Below are 24,995 nucleotides of genomic sequence, written 5' to 3'. Positions count from 1 at the left end.
AAGCTGCTAGATTTTACTGGTTTTTTAAATCGACCTTTAAAATATTTAAATCATTTAATTTTTATTCCTACTTTTACATTTGTGAAATGGATTACAACTATAGCATCAATTTACCTGATAGCACTTTCTTGTTTGCCTTGCGCAGATATGGAAGTAAATAGTCCTGCACATGCTTTGACAGAACTTACGTCAAATAATGAGGAACATTCCCACGATAAAGAGAAAGATTCTTGTTCGCCCTTTTGTTTTTGTAATTGTTGTGGCGCACAGGTATTAAGTTATCAGCCAAGTATTTCTTTTGCTTTTTCAGTAGTTTCGGCTGTTATAACCATTCAGCTACCTTCTTACAAATCCGTTTTTGCTTCCAGTTTCTTCGGAAGCATTTGGCAACCGCCACAAATAGTATAATGATGCCCGTCCCGACACTTCGGGATTCGGGTCAGAAAGTTGTGGTTTTTCCACAGTATTTAAAGGGCAATTAGTTGTCCCTTTTTCTCATTCATTATAATATAAAAATGTTAGACAAAATCATACAATTTAGTATAAAGAACAAGTTCATTATACTTTTACTTACCCTTGTACTTATAGCTTGGGGCAGTTATTCCCTTAAAAATTTACCGTTAGATGCCTTACCCGATGTGACTAATAATCAGGTACAAATCATTACTACCGCCCCTACATTAGCCAGTCAGGAAGTAGAACAGTTGATCACGTATCCACTGGAACAAGCCGTGAAAACAATACCAAAAGTCATAGAGCTTCGTAGTATTTCTCGTTTTGGACTTTCGGTAGTTACAGTTGTTTTTAAAGATGATGTGGATATTTATTGGGCAAGAGAACAAATTTTTCAACGGCTAAAGCAAGCCGAAGAAAACATCCCAAAATATGCAGGTTCACCAGAATTAGCACCTATTACAACCGGACTTGGAGAAATATATCAATACGATGTATATGCCAAAAAAGGCTATGAAGATAAATATGATGCAGTCCAATTAAGAACCATTCAGGACTGGATTATTATACCTCAATTACAAGGAATTGAAGGCATTGCAGAAGTCAGTACATGGGGTGGAAAACTAAAACAATATGAAATTTCGGTAAATCCCAATACTTTAAATAGTCTGGGCGTAACCATAACTGAAATTTTTGATGCCTTAGAAAAAAACAATCAAAATACCGGAGGCGCCTACATAGAAAAAGACCAATATGCCTATTTTATTCGAGGTGTTGGTATGGCTACCGGCATTAGAGACTTAGAAAATGTGGTAGTCAAAAACCGAAATGGTTCGCCAGTACTAGTGAGAGATGTAGCCACCGTAAATGAAGGGATATCATTAAGATACGGAGCTGCCACAAAAGACGGAAAAGGTGAAATTGTTTGTGGTTTAGCTTTAATGCTAAAAGGTGAAAACTCTAGTGCTGTAGTCAATCGGATTAATGAAAAAATGATCCAGATTAACAAAACATTACCCGAAGGGGTGGTTGCCGAAGCTTTTATCGATAGAGGAAAATTAGTGAATAGCGCCATTGGAACAGTCACTAAAAATTTACTCGAAGGAGCCTTAATAGTGATTTTTGTATTGATCTTATTTCTTGGAAATCTTCGTGCCGGATTAATTGTTGCTTCTGTAATTCCGTTAGCAATGCTTTTTGCTGTGATACTGATGAATTATTTTGGCGTAAGCGGAAACCTGATGAGTTTAGGTGCCATCGATTTTGGGATCATAGTCGACGGCGCGGTAATCATTGTCGAAGCAACGATGCATCATTTGTATAAGAAAAAAAATAATGGGCAATTAGAAATTAGCAATGGACAATTGGCAATTGGCAATGAAGGAAAATTACCAATTGCTTCTGAAAGAACTTTGCCTATTGCCAGCGAAGCTGATTTGCTTATTGTCAATTCAAAATATTCTCAGGAGCAAATGGATACCGAAGTTTATAAATCTGCATCAAAAATCCGGAACAGTGCCGCTTTTGGAGAAATTATAATTTTGATTGTTTACCTGCCCATTTTAGCATTAGTGGGTACCGAAGGGAAAATGTTCAAACCTATGGCAATGACCGTAGGCTTTGCAGTCATTGGAGCATTTATTTTGTCATTGACTTATGTTCCTATGATGAGCGCGATGTTTTTATCAAAAAACACGGAACACAAACCCAATTTCAGTGATAAAATGATGGCTTGGTTTGAAAAAATATACGCTCCATTTTTAGATAAAGCGTTACAATTTAAGAAAGCCGTTTTAGCGATTGCTTTAGGGCTGTTCGTATTGGCTATTGTTATCTTTCAAAATATGGGAGGCGAATTTATCCCAACCATCGAAGAAGGTGATTTAGCCATTAATGCCACTATTATGACTGGAAGCTCGCTTTCGCAAATGGTTAAAACCACTACAGAATACGAGAAAATCCTAAAAGCAAAATTCCCTGAAATAAAAACAATCGTAACAAAAATTGGTAGTGGGGAAATCCCAACCGATCCAATGCCTATTGAAAGTGGCGATTTAATTATTGTGCTCAAAGACAAAAGCGAATGGACTTCTGCCGACAATTGGGAAGATTTAGCCAATTTGATGAAGTCAGCAATGGAAGCCATTCCTGGTGCAACAATAGAAATTTCGCAACCCATTCAAATGCGTTTCAATGAATTAATGACAGGAAGCCGGAGTGATATTGCCATTAAGATTTTTGGAGATGACTTAGAAGTTTTAGATACAAAAGCGACAGAACTTATTTCGAAAATTAACAATATAGAAGGGATTGGCGATTTGAAAGCGGATAAAGTAACGGGTTTACCTCAAATAACGGTAAAATACGATTACAGCAAAATCGCTTTATATGGTCTAAATATTTCGGATATAAACCAAATTATTCGTTCTTCTTTTGCAGGGGAAACTGCCGGAAAAATTTATGAAGAAAGCAAACGATTTGATATAGTCGTTCGCATGGACGCAGCCAACAGAACGGACATTACCGATGTTAGCAATTTATTTATTCCGTTACCAAACGGGCAACAAGTGCCGCTCTCGCAAGTAGCCACAATCGATTATGAACAAGGTCCGGTGCAAGTGAGCCGTGAAGATGGTAAACGAAGAATTACAATTGGATTAAATGTTCGCGGTCGTGATATTAAAAGTGTAGTCGAAGAAATTCAACAAAAACTAGATACAGATTTTAAACTTCCGGCAGGTTATTATGTCACTTATGGTGGTCAGTTCGAAAACTTGATTGAAGCAACAAAAAGACTCTCAGTAGCCTTACCTATTGCTTTGGGATTAATTTTAGTATTGTTATTTTTTACCTTCAATAGTTTCAAACAAGCAGGATTGATTTTTACAGCCATTCCATTATCAGCCATTGGTGGCGTATTTGCATTGTGGTTGCGTGGCATGCCGTTTAGTATTTCGGCAGGAATAGGTTTTATTGCTTTGTTTGGAATCGCAGTATTAAACGGAATTGTATTGATTTCTTATTTCAACCAACTTAAAGCGGAAGGAATAACCGACCCCTTGCAACGTGTTTTAATAGGAACAAAAACAAGATTACGCCCCGTTTTAATGACTGCCGCGGTTGCATCGTTAGGTTTCTTACCTATGGCATTATCGACCAGTGGCGGTGCCGAAGTCCAAAAACCATTAGCCACTGTTGTTATTGGCGGATTATTTTCGGCAACATTATTAACGCTAATCGTTTTACCGATTTTGTATTTATTATTTGAAAAATTTAGCAATAAGCAATTTGAAACAAACAATTAAGAATAAATAATTAGCAATAAGCAATTTGAAATAAGCAATAAGCAATTGGGAACAAATAATTAGTTTTTTGCTGATGGTGATTCCAAGGATTATTATAATTTAAAAAAACAATAAAAAAATGAGTGTATATAGTTTTAAAGAGACAACAGTTTTTAAAAAATCGTTTTTGTTAGCAATGCAAATTTTTGAAATAAGTAAATCATTTCCAAAAGAAGAAAAATATTCTTTAACTGACCAAGTACGTCGAAGTTCAAGAATTGTATCTGCAAACCTTGCTGAAGCTTACCGCAAAAAAAGATATCCGGCACATTTCATATCAAAACTAACCGATTGCGATGCTGAAAATTCTGAAACAGGAATTTGGATTGAGTTTGCATTTGCGTGTGAATATATAAATGTTGAAATAAAACAAAATCTTATTTCTCAGAATGAAGAAGTTGGAAAATTATTATTTCATATGATAAATAATCCTGAAAAATATTAAGCAATGAAAAAATATAAAAAAACTGGCAATATGCAATATGCAATGTGCAAAATTGCCAATTACCTACGAAGAAGATTTGCTAATTACCCATTGCCTATTTCTTGCAAAGTAAATTTGCTTATTGCTAATTCCTTGCGAAGCAAATTTGCTTTTTGCCTATTATTTTTAACTTGCAATTTTGCTTATTGCCAATTGCCTATTTCTTTAGAAAAAACTATCGAAATGGCTAAATCAAACAATATCGATTTAAAAATTGCCGATGCAGCAATTGAAAAACAGACCGTACTCAAAAAAACTGCTTTTCAAGTTGATCCTTTACAGATTCAGTATCAAGGCGGACAGTTTAACAGCAAGGACTACGACCATAATATTTCGATACAACAATATTTCCCTATCGGAAAAATTACCAAAGCCAATCGACAACTACAGGAAGAATTGGTCAAATTGGCCGAAAGGCGTAAAGCATTGTCAGAATATGAAATAGAGAAAGCCGTAACATTATCCTATTATCAATATCTATTTGGTATTTCTATTCAAAAATTAAACAATGAATTGAACACTATTTATACCAAATTCCTTAAAAATGCAACCCTTCGTTTCAATACTGGCGAAAGTGGAAATATCGAAGTCATTAGTGCAAAAGCAAAGGTTAAAGAAATTGAAACCCAAAAAGCACAATTAGCGTATGACTTGGCTATTTATCAAAAACAATTGCAGTTTTTTGTTCAAACGGAACTAAATATTGTTCCGGACAGTGCGACTCCATTACAGTTTTCATCCCTAACGGATACAAATAAATCAAAAGTTGAAAGTTTAGTGACCGAGTATTATCAACAACAAATTTCGGTGTACCAAAAAGAAGCAAATACATTTAAAGCACAAAGAACACCAAAATTAGGATTGGGTTATTTTGCACAAACAATTGATACGAAATCCTATTTTCAAGGATTTACGGCAGGTTTACAAATTCCTTTATTTGGTGGTGTGAATACCGCTAAAGCCAAAGCATCAGCAATTAGTATTTCGCAATCGCAATTAGAATTAGATAAAAACAAACTTTCGCTGCGATTACAAATGCAGGAATTACGAAACGAGTTTGAAAAGCAACAAAAAGGGTTAGAATATTACCAGAATGAAGGTCTGCAATATGCCGAACAAATTATTACAACGGCTCAAAAAAGTTATGCCAACGGCGATATGACGTATTGGACTTACATTAGTTTTCTAAACCAGGCAATTGATATTAAAAAGCAACATGCTGAAACGCTAAATTCATTCAATCAAAGTGCTATTCAGCTGCAATTTCCATCCATTTCTAACAATTAATAATCTAAAAAATGAAAAATATATTTGAAAACAAAATAATAAGCAATAAGCAATTTACAATAGGTAATTTTCAGCAAAACAGATTTACTTATTTTTTATTGCCCATTGTCTATTGCATATTTTTTCTGGTCTCATGTAACGATAAAAAAACAGAAGAAGTGAAAGAAGAAGAAAAATCCGAAAATGAGGTCGCTTTAACTGCAACACAATTCAAAACAGTCGGCATTGAATTTGGTATTGTGGAAAATCGTAATTTAAATACAGTCATAAAAGCCAACGGTTACACCACAGTTCCGCCACAGAATGCGGCGAATATTTCAACCTTAATTAGTGGTGTTGTAAAGGATATTTATATACTGGAAGGCACTTTTGTAAATAAAGGAAAAGTACTCGCAACCATACAAAATCTTGATATTATTGAAATGCAGGAAGATTATAAATCGGCAACAGCCACTATAGAATATTTGCAATTAGAGTTCAATCGTCAAAAAACTTTAAGCGATGAAAACGTAAATCCCCGAAAAATATTTCAAGAAGTAAAATCAAAACTAGCTGTCGAGAAAGCCAGAGCACAAGCCGCTAAAACCAAATTAGCCGCCTTGAATGTAAGCCCAAACAGCAGCAGTTCTTTAGTGCCAATTGTATCGCCAATTAGCGGTTACGTTGGAAAAATAAACATCTCAAAAGGGGCATTTGCTGATACTGGAATTACACTTTTTGAAGTAGTCGACAACAGCCAAATGCACTTGGATTTGAATGTATATGAAAAAGATTTAGGTACTATTTCAGTAGGTCAGGAAATAGATTTTGTTTTAACCAACCAATCGAATAAATCGATCAAAGGAAAAATATTCGGCATCAATAAATCGTTTTCTAATGAGAGTAAAACCGTAGCGGTGCATGCTAAAATTAATCCGGGCGATGCCAAAGGTTTAATTTCCGGAATGTATGTTTCGGCTAATATCAACATTCACAATACAACGGTTCCCTCCTTGCCAAAAGAGGCAATTGTAAAAAATGGGGATAAATATTTTATCTTTATTCAGGAAGAAGATCATGAAGTGCCAGTCAGCAATAAGCAAAAGGCAATAGGCAAAGAGGAAATACATAAAGAAGTCGACTTTAAAGCCATTGAAGTAATTCCGGGGACAACAGATTTAGGCTACACCGAAGTTAAATTTGTAGCAGAAATTCCTGCCGATGCAAAAATTGTGGTAAAAGGAGCATTCTATCTCTTGTCAGCTATGAAAGGTGGCGGTAGTCATGACCATTAAAAATTAATTTATAAATCTTAAAAATACTAAAAATGAGAAAATTATTAAAAACAACAATCCTGTTAATCGCCGTATTCTTTATTTCAAATACGGCTGTAGCCCAAAAAAATAATCAAAAAGTTGTTATCAAAACAACATTAAACTGCGATCATTGCAAGGAATGTGAAACGTGTGGCTTAAAATTTAAAACAGAAATGTTAAAAATTAATGGGGTAAAAATGTACACTCTTGATGATAAGGCAATGGCATTTACAGTATATTTTAATCCTAAAAAGACAGATTTAGAAACTATAAAAGTGGCTATTTCAAAACTGGGTTATGATGCCGATGAAGTAAAAGCAGATCCTGCAGGCTACGAAAGACTAGATAATTGTTGTAAAGGATTGGAATAATGGAACAGAAATATGATGCAAAAAGCAAAATCGACAAGCAAACGGGATGTTGTACCGTTGACGTTGACTATAAATCAGAACATTCTAATGATGATGGACACGACCATTCTAGTGGAAATGACAGTTTGATTAAAATGTTCTTACCCGCAATTATTTCATTCGTTTTGCTTCTTGTTGCCATTGGTTTTGATAATTATTTACCGCAAACTTGGTTTACAGGTTGGGCAAGGATAATTTGGTATGTAGTTGCCTATTTTCCGGTAGGCTTCCCTGTTTTGAAAGAAGCATTGGAAAGCATTCGCAAAGGAGAAGTGTTTTCGGAATTTTTATTGATGAGTATTGCTACAATTGGTGCATTTGCTATTGGCGAATATCCCGAAGGTGTTGCGGTTATGCTTTTTTATGCCGTTGGAGAAGTGTTTCAAACCTTGGCAGTTCAAAGAGCCAAAACAAACATCAAATTATTGTTAGACCAAAGACCTGATGAAGCAACAGTAATGAATGGAGAAAATGCGACTATAAAAAAAGCATCTGAAATCACCATTGGAGAAATTATTCAACTAAAACCAGGTGAAAAACTAGCATTAGACGGAAAACTACTTTCTGATACGGCCTCGTTCAACACCGCAGCGCTAACAGGAGAAAGTAAACCGGATACCAAACAAAAAGACGAAACCGTTCTTGCCGGAATGATTAATCTGAATACGGTTGTTCTGGTCGAAGTGACAACTGCCTACACCGATAGTAAATTATCAAAAATTTTAGAAATGGTGCAGGAAGCAACAGCCAAAAAAGCACCAACCGAATTATTCATTAGAAAATTTACTAAAATATATACGCCAATTGTAGTGCTACTTGCAATTGCCATTTGCCTATTGCCCATTTTATTTTTAGATGATTATGCATTCAATGATTGGTTGTACAGAGCCTTAATTTTTCTGGTTATCTCCTGCCCTTGTGCCTTGGTTATTTCTATTCCATTAGGATATTTTGGCGGAATTGGCGCAGCGAGTAAAAATGGGATTCTATTTAAAGGATCTAATTTTCTGGATCTAATGGCATCCATTCAAGTGGTGGTTATGGACAAAACGGGAACGTTGACCAAAGGGGTTTTCAAAGTACAAAAAGTCGTTGCTGTGGAAATTCCGGAAGCCGAATTAGTAAAATATACAGCCGCGCTCGAAACCAAATCGACACATCCCGTTGGGACTGCTATTATCGAATATGCAAAAGGGGCAGAAAAAAATGCAACCGTTACTGCTGTAGAAGAAATTGCAGGTCATGGCCTTAAAGGAAAAGTGGACGGGAATGAAATCTTGGCAGGAAACGTCAAATTGATGAAAAAATTCAATATCAGTTATGATGTCGAAATCGATAATACCCCTTTCACGATTATCGTTATTGCAATCAATCAAAAATATGCAGGCTATTTTCTAATTGCCGATGAAATCAAGGAAGACGCCAAAGAAGCGATTCAGAGTTTGCATAAAATAAACGTAAAAACCGTAATGCTTTCGGGTGATAAACAAGCCGTTGTAGATGCAGTTGCAAAAGAATTAAACATTGACCAAGCTTATGGTGATTTATTGCCAGAAAACAAGGTCGAGAAAGTCGAGGAATTGAAATTACAAAACCTAAAAATTGCATTTGTTGGCGATGGTGTAAATGACGCACCCGTAGTTGCCCTTGCCGATGCCGGAATTGCAATGGGCGGTTTAGGAAGTGACGCAACTATTGAAACTGCAGACATTGTCATTCAAAACGACCAGCCTGTAAAGATTTTTACAGCCATAAGCATTGGAAAACAAACTAAGAAAATAGTGTGGCAAAACATTACAATGGCATTTGTGGTTAAAGGCATTGTTTTAATTCTTGGTGCAGGAGGATTAGCCACCATGTGGGAAGCCGTCTTTGCCGATGTTGGTGTAGCTTTATTGGCGATTTTGAATGCGGTGAGAATACAGCGAATGAAGTTTTAAGTCTGAGACATTTATCGGGAGTACTTGAAAATTATTCGGAAGATTATCGTTTAAACCGAACGAAAAATAGGTTGTTGGATGGTTCCAAAATTAGCTTCATGCATTTTTTTTTCATTTACAGAAAATCCACTTGTTGGTCTTATAAATAAACAACAATAGTAACCATCTTAATAACAACAAAATGTAGAACATTATCAAAGCTTATGTAAAACTTGTTCTACAGCTACAAAGAAAAACCCGCTCTGGTAGGAGCGGGTTTACTTAAAAAAATAATTATTTTTTCTTATTTAGAAAACTCTAAACCTTTTAATTTGTCCCAACCTCCACGAGTGAAATCAGGTATTTCAACAGGAGTCGAATTATTATCGAGAGAAATTTCCGTTAATGGAACAAGACAAGACCATTCCGCCAAGTCATAAACGTCCATATCCAATGGAAGCCCTTTTTGAAGGCAATAGATCAAACGATAATCCATTATGAAGTCCATACCTCCGTGACCGCCAACTTTTTTAGCTTGTTCTTCGATTCCCTTAACAATTGGATGCTTGTATTTTTCCATTAATGCTTTTTTTACCTCTGCAGGTACAAACTTGTGTGCACTTAAGTTTTCATGATTTGGAGCAATATCAGACCCAATTGCTTTTGAATCCAATGCATAACCCTCAACTGGATATTTGTTTGCAAAACCTTTTGTTCCGCTAACTTGATACATACGGCTATAAGGACGAGGAGAAGTAACATCATGTTGGATTTGGATTGTTTTTCCTTTTTCCGTACGAATCATGGTCATTGTATGATCCCCGTTTCTAAAGTCTTTTACTTCTATTCCAGATTTTTCTTTAATATACGCCGGATTACCAACTGCTTTAGTATCCATAGAAACCAAATAGTTCATTTTATCACCACGGTGGATATTTAGCGCCTGGCAAGCAGGTCCCATCCCGTGTGTTGGATAAATATCTCCACGGTGTTTTTTGTTATAATCCATACGCCAGTTGTTCCAATATTCACCCCAGAAAGGTTGCAAACCATGAATGTATGCCCCTTCGGCATGAAGAATTTCGCCGAACAATCCTTGTTGAGCCATATTTAATGTGGTCAATTCAAAGAAATCATACACACAATTCTCCAATTGCATGCAATGTTTACGTGTTTTTTCGGAGGTATTAATCAAGTCCCAAATTTCTTCCATTGTCATTGCTCCAGGAACTTCAATAGCTACATTTTTACCATCTTTCATGGCTTGAACGCCAATTTTCGCATGGTTTTTCCAATCTGTTGCTACATATACAAGATCTACATTAGGAAGAGCAGTTACTTTTCTCCAAGCATTTTCATCCCCAAAAAATTCTTTTGCTTTAGGAAGTCCTGCTTTAGTAAGAATTTCATTTGCCGATTTAGTGTTGGTTTCCAACATATCACACAACGCAACAATCTCAACTCCCGGAATATGAGTCATACGCTCCACTGCACCTGGACCGCGCATACCTAAACCGATAAATGCAATACGAACATTGGGAATGGGAGCTGTAGCAAGACGTAATACATCCGTTTGTCCTTTATCACGTTTTGGAGCAGGAGTCTTTATCATTTGGGCAGACGAACCAACCCATCCTAAAAGGCAACACATAATTAATAGTGATTTAAAAATAGTAGATTTCATTTTAATGGTAAATTAAATAGTTAAAAAAAATAGGGAAGACAGTCTCTTATCGACTATCAACTTTATGCTGTTCTGTTTTGAATCAAATCATTTTATTTACAGCTTGGTTTAAAAAACCGATGCAATAATAGTTTTAATTTAAAGGCAAATTTTTTAAATTAATATCAAGCTTTTTATCGCTTAATGGTCTTGTAAAAACACTTTGAGTTTTAGTGAAATTATTAAAAAAACCTCCGTTTTTCAAATAGAATGAATCATTATTTAACAAACCTCCTGAATAATCCATACGGTAGCCAATAGTACCAGTATTGTCTGTTGTGAATTTTGCGGAGTTTGCCTCTGTCCAATTTCCGGTATCATCACAATACCATTGATTCTTGAATAATACTTCGCGAGACATATTCCCTTGTTCCGGAGAAAAGTTTTCTAAAAATGAATGAAATCGTTTTAAAAAAGTACTAGTTTCCGGACGGTTAAAGCTGGCGATTAATTGCCATTTGTTTAATTCAGGTGCAAAAAAGTAAGCGGTATAAGTGGTTGAATTATCGTTTTGAGGAGTTCCACGAAGTAAAAACTTATACGTGTTCCCAGCGATCCAATTGTATTTCAAATAACTTTGACCTCCAGAACCTTCATTACCGAATTCGCCTGTTTTTACGTCTGAACCTTTTTTAAGGAGTTTAATTTTTTTAGATTCCGGAATGCTTTTCGGATCATCTGTTACAAATGGGCTCCAAACGGAGAACAATATTCTACGCTCTTTACCAGAGTTAACTTGCATACCAAAATATCCTTCTGCAAAGCCATTTGCCATATAATAAGAACCTATAATATCTTGTCCTTTTGGAACCGTAACTTCGTTGTAATACCATTCGATGTTTTTATCTACAGGCACTTGATAACTTAAGTGCACAGATGGTCCTCTTCTTCCCCAATGATAAAAACTTCCTTCGTTATTTTGAACAAATGCAATTTTATCTTTAGCTATCGAACTGTTAATTGTTAATTTTGAAATAGCAGGAAAATTACTTTTATTCTTGCTGATCCCTTTTATTTTTAAAGCAACATAACCTGCTTCTTTAATTTCCCAACGTCCTATTTGATAAGAATCTTTTTTGGTATCGTTGAATTCAACTCTTTTGGATTCGTTATTTATGGTGAATTCTAAAGTTGATTTTCCAAGAACTACCAATGATTCTTTATCTATTGAGAATTGGAATACTCCTGGTTCAGAAATTCGAAAATAAGCGGTAAAATATTCCTCGGAATTGGTCCATTTTTCAATTCCATTTTTTGTAATGGTTTCAACTTCTCCAAGAGGGATAGAACTAAAAGCATTTCCACCTAGAGGCAAAGAAAATTCAATTATCATTTTGGAATTATCCTCATTAATAGCACTACTTCTGTCACTCCAAGAAGTAAGTGAAATCAATAATGTGATTGCTACTAGTTTTGCGAAAATTTTGTTTTTCATCTTAATTTTTTATACTTATTTCTATTCAGGGATTTACCTTTTCTGATACTTTTTACTCTTAAACAAATGACTTTTTTTAAAAACATCATTCTTGTCTAATTTTCAAAAGCATCAAATTTTGAACCAAAAAAAGAAGTATTATTTTTTTATTTATGACGAAATTATAGATTATATTTTTATAAAACAAGCAAAACAGCAAGAAATGTGCTCGAACACACAATATTTGTATTATTGAGCAATGAAAAAATATTTTATATGTTTTTTTATATTTAAAATGATGCTGTATTCATAAAATGATAATTGACGGTAGCACTCGTCTAATCAGTTTTTTTTTAACACTATTTGCAATGATTGGGAGAGGAAAACAGCTTGTAAGAAGAATCATTCAAGTTAATAATAAAGGAATTAAATATTCTTTTTGAGGTAGAAATAGATTTGATGAATGTGTTTTAAACTCGTAATTTATTTCATTTTGAGCTTTAGTTGATTATTGAAAAAATGTGCTGAATTTTATTTTGAATTACCTAATAATACCAATTCAATATCAAGTATTAAAAGTGCAAATAATAAATGGCTGCGGTACCTTTCAAAGCAATCAATTAGTATTTTTTTTAATCGAATTTGTTCCATAACATGTTTAAGATACATATAAAAAGCTCGAACAGTACTGTTCGAGCTTTTTAATAAATTGGTATTTCTGCAAGAAGCAAAAGTCCGATATTAGATATATTAAATTACATCCACACAACTAAAAAGAGACTACATTTTTCAATATAGCTTGATTAATACATTCCTATTTCGGCTAGGGAAGCAAATTGCAAACCATCCCAGGCAGTGCTACCTACGATTTTAAAATAGCGAAACGTTTTTGGCGCAGTGAAATCAAAATACTGTGGACCATTTGAGTTGGCAAACGTATAAGGTCCGGCAGAGGTGAAGTTGATTCCATCAGTGCTGGTAAAAAGTTCCGCATTTTTTATGGCACGTTGTAAACCAGATCTTTGTGTAATACTTAATCCATTGGCTGTTTTAGAACTCCCCATATCAATTACAAATTGATGCGGATAAATTGCTCCAGTACCTGTCCATTGCGAATGCCAATAAGTAGCTGCATTCCCGTCAATTAAATTCGCAGCCAGTCCATTTGGAGTTGCTTCGCCAGAGGTTTCTTGAGAACTGAAAGAAACAACGCTCCATCCTGTCTTAGCTATTTCGTTACGAGTGGTAAAGTTCAGTACCGGTTTACCGGACAAAAAGGTATAGGAATAGATTGTCTCCGTTACACTACCATTTTGATGTACCAATTTCACTTTTAACTCATAAGCAATATTATCTGCTTTGAATTCCAGATCAGCTATAGGTATTTCTACAGCAAATCCATCAGTACTAACAGACTTAGAAGTCCATGTAATGGCATTATAATCTCTGTTGACACCCGTACCTTCGTTATTTACATTTGGGTCATTGAAATACAATATATCTTTAACCAGAGAAGTACTGCTGTATTTTCCTGTAACTATAATTGCTGCTTTAGTGGCATCATAGCTCGCTTGTATTTCCTTGATAGAGGCAGTAACAGCATCATAATTATTATTGTTGCCGGTATTAAAAATTTGGTTTGTATTCAGCACCGCGCAATCAGCAGCGGTTAAAAACGTTTTTGAAATACCCCAAGTACTGTTACCGGCCCACATTAATGCCATCCCCAATGAACTATCCGACGAATATTTCTGACGGTTGTGCGGCAGATTCAATCCGTGTCCCAGTTCGTGCACCATACCGCCAATCCATTTGGTAGCTCTTATACCCAAAGTTCCTCCAGCTCCTAAATATTTGATGTCCTGATCGGCATAATCCAGTGCATAGCAATACTTACCCGTTCCATAAAAAGGAACTCCGCCCGGTTCTCCATTGGCATCATAAGTTGTTGCAGCTGTAATAACTAAATAATGATCACCTGTAAATTCTGTTGAATGTGAGGCTTTGTAATTTTCGATATCCAGTTTAATTGCACTAGCTCCCCCGTCATATGGGTAAGCAGATTTTCCTTTGCTTCCTGTTATTACAATCAATTTAATTCTTTTTTTGACTTCATCTTTTAATAAACCAAAAGTTTTATATCCATATCCATTACGCTCCATTTCTTTTCCATAAAAATCTTGCACATTTAAGAGAATCTCGCTTAAACGGCGATGGTAATCTGCTGGTGCCGTTACGTCATTAGGAATAAAATAAACAACGTTCAGGCTATGCGTTTTGTCGCTCGTATAATTAAACTCTGATACCGGTGTTGGTGCTAGATCAGGGCCATCATTGGAGCAGGACTGAAATGTGATTATGGAAATCAGCGAGAGGAATAGGATGAATTGTTTTTTCATAGTTTTTGGTTTATTTATAGTTAGTAATAGCGATTCAATCATTTTTTGTTAAAAAACTGCTGATCTATAAATTCTCAATCATTTGCATGCGATAATTTATGTTCTTTTCATTTGCAATTTTCAATTGAATGTGATTTAATGATTGATTTAGTTATATATGTTTTTTGGGTTTCGTAATATGGATTTCAAAAAGGAGACGTAATCCTTGCAGTAAATGAATTAAGCCTATTATACAGGTTAATTATTATATTTTCCATTTTGAACTAGTAAACTTGCTTGGTTTATCAGCTAATTTTAAGGTATGACAAACACACTACTTCAAACCTAATCAATAACTCATATTAAAAAAGGCACCATCATAAATAAATGTGATGACACCTTTTCAACTAACAAAAAAAAATATTATTTTAGAATAAGACTATTTCTTAATTGTATAAGGATTTCTCATCGTAAGTTCATACGTACCGGAATCATTAATTTTAATAGCCCATCTGATATAACCTCTGACAACGATATTTCCATTGGCATCCTTAAAAGGTGCATAAAATGAATCTGGTTTCACACCTTTTTCCGCTTCAAAAGCAGCTCTATCAAAAGTATAGGCATCATTTGTAGTTAAATAATACATTAGAAATCTATTAAGATCGTTTGGATCTCTATACGTCCTGGAATATTGTGGAAACGGTGGAGCCGGAAGCGCAAATGTGGTTCCGTTTGCACTTATTTCAGGCGTAATCGTATTGTCGTGGAAATTAGCTAAAGTAGCACCTCCGTTGACAAAAAAGATAACTTTGGAAGGAGCTATGGGAGTATTTTTACTATCTGCAACAATCATTTTTACTTTTATCCCTAATTTTGGCTCATCACTTACCTTCTTAACGGAAAAATATTTGTCCGTTCCATTCAGAACATTTGGAATTTTGGGATCAAATTGATTTACAACTTGATAATCTAAGGCACCAGTTAAAGCTCCGGTAGTTTGATTTACAAATTGTGTCTGAACACGGGTAGCATTAGGGAATTCAACCGCATTAAATGGCCCCAGTTTTACGTGTGTGAATTTATCTAGTTGACGTTCTCCACGGACGTTTTTAGCACTAATATTGATATTAAAATTATTTTTTACAACAAATTTAGTTGCTTGAGTAAATATAAACTCCCCACTCACGGGATTCATCAAAATGGAGGCTCTTTTCGAAAGCTCCAATTTTTTCATAGCCAATTCCAGCGTAGTATCCGTAGTAGGATCAAAAGACTTTTTCCAAATTAAAATCTCGTGTTCCTCTTGCAATTCAGTGGATGGTTTCCCATCTTTATCCGTAATACCGGTGATCTTCCATTCTATCGGATAGGTAGATCCTTCGACAGCAGGAGGCACTGAAGACATAAACACGCCACGCGGAACGGTTATCGTATCTTGCAACGCATGTATATTATCACTGATGTAGCCCACTTCGGGCTGCTCACATGATGATATAAATGCAGTAATCATTAAAAAACAGATTATCTTTTTCATATGTAATTTTTTTATATTTTTTAAAGATTATATGAAATAAACCATGAGAAAATAATTTCAATCCGGTCTATTTCATATTCTTTATCGGTTATTAGATTAACTTACAATTTCAATTTATGGAGTTGGTATATAATTTGAAAAAATATGGTTCCCTTGAAGCACGTGAATGACCCCATTGGTAGAAAGTAAATTGGAGGTTCTAACCACTGTTTTCTTGTCAGCCTCTTTCACGTCATTAGAAATTGCATCAGTAGGATCCCAAGTCGCACCCACTTTAAAAGTGTAATACACATATTCCGGAAAATTATCCAGTTGTCCGGTATACTGCTCAACAGGTTCCAGTGAAAGCAATCTTTCCTCCCCACTATGGGTAGTATACACTTTTCCTACTTTTACCAGTTTACTACGATCTAAAGTTTGGTCGAAAATATAATTTCCCAACATAACTTTTAATTCCGCTACCGGAATATCATTTACCGTAAAGGTTGCCGTTGGGTCTAATTTTAGTTTTTTGGCCAAAATTGCTTTGACATAATTTTTGATCGAAAGATTATTCGGGGCAAAAAAAGTTGTTGATTTGGTATTCACCACATCAATCATATTTGCCCTTTGAATCAATAGCGCCAAAGTGTCTAGTTGTTTATTAGACTTTAAAAAGTCATACGTACTCATTTTTACATTTTGATCGGCTACACCCCCATCAACAAGGTAATCGTCGTTGGAGCATGAATAAAAGCCAAATAGAATGATTATTAGTATTACTATATTTTTCATGTTTTATCCTTATTAGGTTATTAAATAATTTACAATCTTCCTTTCCAGTAATCGGTCTGGATAATTGCTGAATTAATGGAGATAATTGAAGGATCAACAGGCCAAAAATAGCCTTCCTTGGCGGTTCTGGCCGGATTCGTCCAATTTACTCCTGTATAATAATTCATTCTGATCCTGTCAAATCCTGATTGCGCTTCTCCTACCAACTCAATGGCACGTTCGTCAAAAATAGTTTTAGTAAGCGACGCTTTATCTGTAGCTCCGGTATAATTAGGAACATTAGCTTTGCTTCTGATTATATTGATATCAGCAACAGCCGCTGAAGGATTATTCAATTTCATATTGGCTTCGGCTCTAAGAAGATAAATATCAGCCAATCTGAAAATCAAAATATTGGATTCCGAAAAATTAGCATAGGTATCCGTCGCACTTGGATCTTTTGATCGATGCGAATATTTTGTAAGATAGGATTCATCTGATCTATTATAATCAGAGAAAAATAAATCTTTACGCACATCATTGTCTCTGTCAGAGTCACTATCCATCATCTTAGACCCATAAAATTCAGGATCGATATAGGGCGATTTGTCATAGTTTGCTTCTTTAAAAACAGGATAATTTAATGTTAATCCCGTATGCGTGTTATCATCACTAGATACTCTGAAAGATTCATTCATCTCAGAACTGATATTGATTTCAAAAAGACTCGTTTTCGATTGTCCGATACACATTTCATCAAAATCTTTATTTGTAGCAGTACCTGTGATAGGGTCTACAACAAGATTAGTAGTATAATCAATAAGTGATGCGTTACTATTGTTGATTACCGAAGTGGCAGCAGCAACGGCCTGAGCAATCATTTGTGGATTATTATTATCTCTGCTGGCATACCATAAGGAGATGTGCGCTTTCAAGGCCTCAGCACTTCCTCTATTGGCTGTAATGGCCCATTTAGGATTTCCAGGTGAGGAATATTGCAATAGACTGATGGCTTTGTTGGCCGCTGCCAGAGAATAATCTAAAACTTTCTTCTCCTCTTCTCTCGCTTTTGTAACGATATAACCATCACCTCCTATTAACTGATCTGAAGACTCAATAACCTCATCAATAATAGGCACATCACCCCAAATACGTGCCATATAGAAATACGACAGCGATCTGATGAATGCAGCCTCACCAATAATCCTATTTTTTTCGGCTACCGATTTAAATTTACTGTCTGGCATTTTGCTTACATGTTTTTCAATAGCAAGAGCCCAGTTAGCAGCTCTGTAAAAACCTTTCCAGTTGCGGGTATTGTCTCTATAGGCCAATACATAATTTCCACTTCCTTCAATATAATTCGAAATCCAGTTGTTACTATTCATAAAGGTCATGCCGGTAAACTCTCCCCAATAAAGAAAGGCGGAATTATCCATTAGCGTATTTTTCAACAATCCGTAACAGCCGGCAACGGCCGATTCCGCATTGGGTTGAGAAACCCAAAAGTTATCCGGAGTTGTAATACTTAAAGGTTCTTGGTCTAATATGTCCGAACAGCCTATCATGCTGAACAAACACAAAACCAGGACGCTTACTTTAATTTTTATATTTTTTTTCATTTTCAATTCATTTAAAATTTAACATCCAATCCAAAAGAAATCGTTTTTGCTTGCGGATACCCATTACCATACGTATATCCGTGTTCATCTACCTGAGAAGCATCTGTAACCGTTTTAGATCGTTGCCATTGGTACGGATTTAATACAGAGCCGTAAATACGAACACGTGATAAATTTAATTTTTCTAAAATAGGACCTTTATCAAACGTGTATCCTAAGGAAGCATTGGAAATTTTCCAAAAATCACCGCTCTCCATCCATAAAGATTGACCATCTCTAAATCTATAATAAGGCGGTAAACCATTGACCGAAGGATACAGTGCCGGGAAACGTACTCCAGCAGCACCATCACCCGGTTGTTGCCAGAAAGTCAGGTTGCTTAAATCAGCTAAACCTTTTTGAGCCCATTCTGTATCTCCTCTATCATATCGATCCATATAACCCTGTAGAACCGTATTCATAATATCAGATCCAAATGAGAATTGACTATAGGCTTGCAAATACCATCCTTTGTATTTTAAGTTCACATTAAACGAACCTATAATATCCGGCGTAGGTTTAAATTTAGTGTCTAATATATTATCTTTTAGTCCGTCCTCATCTGATAGAAGATAATCTCCGTTATAATCTTTCCAGATAGGAAAACCTGGGGCTATTGCTGCCCAAGCGCCTTTACCATGAAGCGGTTGTCCTGTATAAGGGTTCACCGGCAATTGACTCATGTTATCCAATATATATTCGTTTCTGAATAACACTGGAAGGTTAAGCGGTAAGCCAACAACATATCCAAAACCTCTGCCATTGACATCTACTCCATAGAAATCTCTGTTTCCGTTAGGAAGTTTGGTCACAAAATTTTTGTTTTGGCTAAAACCAGCTGTTAACTCCAGATTCCAATCATTCGCTCTTGGAAAAACCTGCCATTTAATCATGGTTTCCCATCCGTAGTTCATTACCCCGGCAACATTCGCTTTAGCTTTATTATAACCTGAATAAGCAGGGAAGAGTACATCAAAGAATAATTTATCTGTTTTTTTGTTATACGCATCAAAAGTTACGTTTACTCTATTGTCAAACAAATCCAAATCTACCCCTATGTTCCATTGTTTTGAATTTTCCCAAGACAGTTTTGAATTTCCAATGGCATTATAATTAGGTACAACCCCTGTCACTCCTCCATAAGTAGAAACATTCATTGTGTTTGACCATAATGGATTTCCTCCGTATCCTAGGTCATAAGACCCATATCTTAAAAAGTTGGCGTCAAATTGTTTCCCGTTTACACCATAACTGGCTCTTAGCTTACCATAACTTAAAATATTTGAAGTATTGCGTTTGATGAAAGGCTCATCAGAAAATATCCAACCCACAGATACGGATGGGAATTTTGCCCAACGTACATCTTTACCAAAACGGGAAGATCCATCAATACTATAACTACCATCAATCATATAACGCTCTTTGAATCGGTAACCGAAGCGTCCAAAATAAGACAGCAATGCGTTGGATTCTATACTCGTATAACCATACATCTCTCCTTTAGTATATCGATCATTGATTACTTGGATAGCATCACTACCAAAACCTTGAGCCCAAAGACCCATGTCTTCGTATTTGTTATAATCTGTTTTAGTACCCAAAATACCGGTAAAAGTGTGATCCTTAACCGTTTTATAATAACTTAAATAAATATCCGACGATAAATTTTTACGAGTATATAAAGCATAACTGGCTAAACCATCTCCTTCCTCACGAAGCGTTGAAGGTTCGTAATAGTTTTTCTTTTCGGTACTGTACACAAAATTAAATTGGGTATTGAATGTAAGTCCATCATAGAGATTAAACCTGGAAAAGTTCGAAATCGTAGTTAGAATAGCTTCATCAGTATTCAATTTCTCGTTCAATTCTCCCCTGAATGATTGCTTTTTTTCATCCGAAATATAAAACAAAGAGGAGTTTAAGCTCGCTGGATCAGTTGGTAAAGTAGTGTTAAATTGAAAATTACCTTGATCTGGATTCCCTTGCCCTGTTTGATTGTCCGTAAAAGTTAAACTTATTCGAAGTTGGTTTTCAAAACTTTTTCCAACTTTTGAATTTAAATTCGTGGCCAAAGTATAGCGCTTAAATCCAGAGTTTTGAATTACTCCTTCTGCGTTATCATATCCTAATGACACTCTGTAATTTGAAGTTTCAGATCCACCTCTCACACTTAAATTGTATTTTTGAGTAAGTCCTGTTCTATAAAACATCCCTTGATAATCCACATTGTTATTGAATGCAGGATTCAAACTGTCAGATAGCACCATCGGTACTTGAGTACCTTGTGCATATTGTGTTTTCCACCATTTGTCAATCATACCCATTTTAGCATTTCTTTCTGCTGAGCCTACTAACATAGGAACCAATTGAGGAATTGGCGAAATACCCGTATTCATCGAAAAATTAAATTCTGGCTTGTCTAAAGCAGTACCTTTTTTGGTCGTAATAATAATTACCCCATTAGCACCACGAGATCCATAAATGGCAGCAGCAGAGGCGTCTTTGAGTAAATCGATACTTTCAATGTCATTTGGATTCAGTGAAGCCAAAAAGTCTGTATTAGAGGTGTTGTATCCTGCTAAATCTTCCAAGGAAGTTTGCACTCCATCAATCACATATAGCGGATTGCTATATCCTGTACCATCAACACTTCCTGACATATTCGAGTTACCACGAATAACAACAGAACCTCTTCCTCCGGGAGCTCCACTTTGACTAGGAGTCTGGACCCCTGTGGATAAGCTGGCTATCAAAGCAGATACACTTAATACGGGTATCGATTCTAATTGTTTACTACTTATTGTGGTAACTGCAGCATTCACATTTTTTTTATGCGCCTTTTGATATCCAATAACCACAATGTCACTTAATTCGTTTTGTTCTGGTTTAAGTCTAATTTTGATTTCTTTTTGGTTGTCTACCGTAATTTCTTTAGTAACATATCCAATAAAGGAAACGACCAAAACATCCGTATCTTTAGCTACGATGGAAAAGCTTCCATCTTGTCCTGTAGACACCGCCTTTGTTGATCCTTTTATTTTAACAGAAGCTCCAGCAAGGTTTTCCCCTAATTCTCCCGTTACTTTTCCGGTAATGGTGATGTCTTGTACTACTTTTATGCTCTCAAAACCTCTTTTTATGATGTCTTTTCCGTGGTTAAGAGAAAAATCTTCATTGTTTGCGAAGGCAGTGAGGTTAAAAAATATAAGACATACAAATGCCGCTTTTTTTGTTGTCCAAGGAATTATTTTTTTTTGCCTTGTAAACTTCTCGGACTCTTCCGAGTGTAACTTTCTTTTCATAAATTTGGTTTGGTTAATGGTTAATAAAAGTTGTTATCTAATGTTTGGTTCTTTTATGATTAATCTAAATCCATACTACTGTTGCTCATTTTCAAAAGACATGAATTCATGAGTTCTTTTACTCGTTATATTTTACATGCTTTAACATTCTCTTTTTTCTAAAATCCAACTAAAGCAAAATTTAATTAGTTGCTGTTTTTTTTTCGAAAAATAATTAGATAGTATTATAAAAAAAGGTCAATCACTTTTCTATTTCACTTCCTTTTTTAGGACTATTTGTCTTTATAAAATAATCCATTCTTTTTCAGAATTTTTCTAATTAAAATAATCAAAAAGCAATATTTTTAAGATTGAAATCTATTGATTAAACTCTTAATTATGCCGAAAGTATATTTTTTTTTATTACAAAACAATAAAATGCATGAAAAATGTGCTCGAACACATAATAATTTTGTTCTCGAGCACAAAAAAAGCATAAAAAACATTTTTTTTTATAATTTTTTGCCCTTTCCGTAATAATAACACTTAGCACAACGCCTGTTTAATTAATGTCTTTAATTAAGGGATGCTCAAAGAAGTAAAATATAAACAGCATCTTTTACATTGATACTGAATTAGTTTAGTTTTATTTTAAAATAAAACCGGGTCGCATAAATCTTATTTTTATTTCATTCTAATTCGCTGTAATTTCTTGAGAAATGAATTAAGCATTGCTATTATTTAAGGCGACAAATCCCTTTTTTTAAAAGCTATTTTAAGATTCTTAAAACTTTGCACTTCTCAATAGTTTTTAATTATATTTGGCTAAAATTTCAGGCAGTTTTTACATATTGAATCAAGACCTATTGTACTGTATAAATAGCTGTGAGCTTTAAATAAATTTCATTCGAAAAGAGGATGTAATATTGATATTTGAGTACTAAAAAAAATTAATACTAAAGTGATATGAAACAAGAAGTGAATACCTATGAGGTAAATTTAATAGATAAAAATCAGCTGAATATTTCCGGAAATGGAGATGATAAATTATGGGATAATGCTATTATTTTAGATGATTTTATTTCTCCGTGGAGTACTGAAGATGGATCAGAAATTATATTTAAAGCACTTTGGGATCGAGAAAAATTATTTTTTAATTTTACTGTTTTTGATACCGAAATTCATATAGAAAAGCAGGATGATAGTATTGAAAGTATTAATAATTCTGATAGAGTTGAGCTTTTTTTTAGATCTGATGCTTCGCTAAATCCGTATTATTGTTTGGAGATTGATCCTTCACCAAGGGTTATGGATTTTATGGCGCATCCCAATAAGGACTTTGATTTTAATTGGAATTGGCCCAAGAATGATTTAATAGTTAAATCATCCATAAATGCTAATTCTTTTACAGTTGAAGGATCCATTAGTATCGAATCTTTAAGAAGTTTTAATCTAATCAAAAACAATACAATAGAAGCCGGTGTTTTTCGAGCAAAGTATATAAAGGCACAAAATGAATGTTTAGAACCAAACTGGATCACTTGGGTAAACCCAAATACTGAAACCCCAAATTTCCACATCGCTTCTTCCTTCGGAGTCTTTGTTTTAAAAGAATAGAATGGTGTTATTCAATATAATACTCCGCATTTTCAGAATTTACAATGTCAATAGGTAAAAGAATCATTTCTGGAATTTCTTTATGAAAGAGAAAATGTTCCACTAAAGATGTTATTCCCAGATATGGATGTGCTAACTAAGCGTGGAGTTCCAGTTAAGAACAAAACCTTAACTTTAGACCATGAAAGAAAATCGTAAAACTTACGACCGCATTTTCAAAGAGAAAGCAGTCCAATTAAGTTATGAAAGAGACAATATCTCACAACTAGCAAAAGAACTTGGAGTATCATCTGCATTGCTATATAAATGAAGACAAGATTATCAAGAATTTGGAACAGGAAGTTTTCCTGGAAAAGGCAATTTAAAATTAAGTCCTGAACAAGAAAAAATTCATGAACTCGAAAAAAAAATTAAAAGAAGCAGAATTAGAACGTGATATCTTAAAAAAGGCAATAAGCATCTTTTCCAAGGGAGGTCGATGATTTATCTTTTCATAAAAGACCATGAAAAAATATATTCGATTGAAAAGATGTGCAAAGTTTTAGCAGTAAGCAATAGCAGTTACTATAAATGGAAAAAACAGGTTGTTTCAGAAAGACAAAAACGAGTGGTTTTAATAAAAGAGGCAATAACTTGTATATATTTTAATGCTAAACAGCGGTATGGAAGCCCCAGAATTACTTTAGAGCTGCAAAATATAGGATATCAAATATCCAGAATAACAGTAGCTAAATACATGAAACAATTGGGGTTGTACAGTAAATTGAGTAGTAAATTTAAAGTAACAACCAATTCAAAACATAATCATTTTATTGTTCCAAATATTTTAAAAAGAGAGTTTACAGTGAAAAGCCTTCTAAGGCTTGGGTTTCAGATATCACTTATATTCAAACAAAGGATGGATTTTTATATCTGACAATTATTTTGGATTTGTTCGACAGAAAAATAATTGGCTGGAGTCTAAGCAATGGATTGAGTACTAAACAAACTACATTATCAGCTTGGAAAATGGCGGTTAAAAATCGAAAAATCACAGATGAATTGATATTCCATTCCGACAGTGGCATACAATACGCCAATAAAAACTTTACTAATATGCTCGACTCTTATAAAACTGTCACAAGAAGTATGAGCCCTAAAGGAGACTGCGGGGATAATGCTGTTGCTGAAAGTTTTTTCAAATCATTAAAAACAGAATTAATTTATGGAAATAAACTAATTTCTAAAGAGCAGATGGAACTTGAAATTTTTGAATACATCGAAATTTGGTATAATAAAAAAAGAAGGCACTCCGCTTTGAACTATAAAACTATTGAAGAATTTAATAAATTAACTAATTACAAAAATGTAGCTTAACTTTTTCTCTACTTTTTGTTTGCATATCCAACGGCATCAGCAATGTTATGTGATTTTTTACTTGATGACTTCCAAAGAATCCT

15 protein-coding genes and 1 pseudogene are annotated in these 24,995 nt (G+C 34.7%); 9 read left to right on the top strand and 7 right to left on the bottom strand.

The window, feature by feature from the left end; genetic code table 11:
• The first annotated feature begins 81 nt into the window (after positions 1-81).
• The 7 genes from E0I61_RS11295 to E0I61_RS11265 all read left to right on the top strand — a co-directional run bounded on the left by E0I61_RS11295 (position 82) and on the right by E0I61_RS11265 (position 9,213).
• Positions 82-408: a DUF6660 family protein gene (locus tag E0I61_RS11295; RefSeq protein WP_235832116.1), complete on the top strand. Its 327-nt coding sequence runs from the start codon at positions 82-84 to the stop codon at positions 406-408.
• A 107-nt stretch (positions 409-515) separates the two neighbouring features.
• The gene (locus tag E0I61_RS11290) at positions 516-3,758 is read left to right on the top strand and encodes an efflux RND transporter permease subunit (protein ID WP_132071492.1); all 3,243 of its coding nucleotides are present in this window, start codon (positions 516-518) and stop codon (positions 3,756-3,758) included.
• Positions 3,759-3,876: 118 nt separating this feature from the next.
• Positions 3,877-4,242 carry a four helix bundle protein gene (locus E0I61_RS11285; RefSeq protein ID WP_132071490.1) on the top strand — a complete coding sequence of 122 codons (366 nt, stop codon included), beginning with the start codon at positions 3,877-3,879 and terminating at the stop codon, positions 4,240-4,242.
• A gap of 3 nt (positions 4,243-4,245) precedes the next feature.
• Entirely contained in the window at positions 4,246-5,568 is a 1,323-nt protein-coding gene (locus E0I61_RS11280) for a TolC family protein (RefSeq protein ID WP_235832115.1), read from the top strand.
• 11 nt (positions 5,569-5,579) lie between these two features.
• Positions 5,580-6,842: an efflux RND transporter periplasmic adaptor subunit gene (locus E0I61_RS11275; protein ID WP_132071488.1), complete on the top strand. Its 1,263-nt coding sequence runs from the start codon at positions 5,580-5,582 to the stop codon at positions 6,840-6,842.
• A 32-nt stretch (positions 6,843-6,874) separates the two neighbouring features.
• Positions 6,875-7,234 carry a heavy-metal-associated domain-containing protein gene (locus tag E0I61_RS11270; RefSeq protein WP_132071486.1) on the top strand — a complete coding sequence of 120 codons (360 nt, stop codon included), beginning with the start codon at positions 6,875-6,877 and terminating at the stop codon, positions 7,232-7,234.
• Complete coding sequence (locus E0I61_RS11265) at positions 7,234-9,213, top strand: heavy metal translocating P-type ATPase (protein WP_132071484.1); 1,980 nt, start codon at positions 7,234-7,236, stop codon at positions 9,211-9,213. The genes E0I61_RS11270 and E0I61_RS11265 overlap by 1 nt, the downstream gene beginning before the upstream one ends.
• Positions 9,214-9,496: 283 nt before the next feature.
• Here the strand turns inward: E0I61_RS11265 and E0I61_RS11260 are convergent, their stop codons facing one another.
• The 7 genes from E0I61_RS11260 to E0I61_RS11230 form a co-directional block, all read right to left on the bottom strand.
• Entirely contained in the window at positions 9,497-10,843 is a 1,347-nt protein-coding gene (locus E0I61_RS11260) for a Gfo/Idh/MocA family protein (protein ID WP_394346064.1), read from the bottom strand.
• A 166-nt stretch (positions 10,844-11,009) separates the two neighbouring features.
• Positions 11,010-12,350 carry a DUF3472 domain-containing protein gene (locus E0I61_RS11255; RefSeq protein WP_132071482.1) on the bottom strand — a complete coding sequence of 447 codons (1,341 nt, stop codon included), beginning with the start codon at positions 12,348-12,350 and terminating at the stop codon, positions 11,010-11,012.
• 782 nt (positions 12,351-13,132) lie between these two features.
• Positions 13,133-14,728 carry a discoidin domain-containing protein gene (locus tag E0I61_RS11250; RefSeq protein WP_165930215.1) on the bottom strand — a complete coding sequence of 532 codons (1,596 nt, stop codon included), beginning with the start codon at positions 14,726-14,728 and terminating at the stop codon, positions 13,133-13,135.
• Positions 14,729-15,146: 418 nt separating this feature from the next.
• Complete coding sequence (locus E0I61_RS11245) at positions 15,147-16,244, bottom strand: DUF5007 domain-containing protein (RefSeq protein ID WP_132071478.1); 1,098 nt, start codon at positions 16,242-16,244, stop codon at positions 15,147-15,149.
• 114 nt (positions 16,245-16,358) lie between these two features.
• Positions 16,359-17,018 carry a fasciclin domain-containing protein gene (locus E0I61_RS11240; protein ID WP_131996861.1) on the bottom strand — a complete coding sequence of 220 codons (660 nt, stop codon included), beginning with the start codon at positions 17,016-17,018 and terminating at the stop codon, positions 16,359-16,361.
• A 29-nt stretch (positions 17,019-17,047) separates the two neighbouring features.
• Positions 17,048-18,619, bottom strand: a complete 1,572-nt coding sequence (locus tag E0I61_RS11235; protein WP_132071476.1) for a RagB/SusD family nutrient uptake outer membrane protein — start codon at positions 18,617-18,619, stop codon at positions 17,048-17,050.
• Between the two features lie 11 nt (positions 18,620-18,630).
• Positions 18,631-21,960, bottom strand: coding sequence for a SusC/RagA family TonB-linked outer membrane protein (locus tag E0I61_RS11230; RefSeq protein ID WP_132071474.1), 3,330 nt, complete (start codon positions 21,958-21,960; stop codon positions 18,631-18,633).
• A 945-nt stretch (positions 21,961-22,905) separates the two neighbouring features.
• Between E0I61_RS11230 and E0I61_RS11225 the strand changes: the two genes are divergently transcribed.
• Both E0I61_RS11225 and E0I61_RS11215 read left to right on the top strand, forming a co-directional pair.
• The gene (locus E0I61_RS11225) at positions 22,906-23,556 is read left to right on the top strand and encodes a sugar-binding protein (RefSeq protein WP_131996852.1); all 651 of its coding nucleotides are present in this window, start codon (positions 22,906-22,908) and stop codon (positions 23,554-23,556) included.
• A gap of 181 nt (positions 23,557-23,737) precedes the next feature.
• Positions 23,738-24,912 (top strand): annotated as a pseudogene (locus E0I61_RS11215) (IS3 family transposase).
• The last annotated feature ends 83 nt before the right edge of the window (positions 24,913-24,995 follow it).

This window comes from Flavobacterium ranwuense (assembly GCF_004349315.1).
GTDB classification, from domain to species: domain Bacteria; phylum Bacteroidota; class Bacteroidia; order Flavobacteriales; family Flavobacteriaceae; genus Flavobacterium; species Flavobacterium ranwuense.
This window is presented reverse-complemented; position numbering and strand designations above follow the sequence as displayed.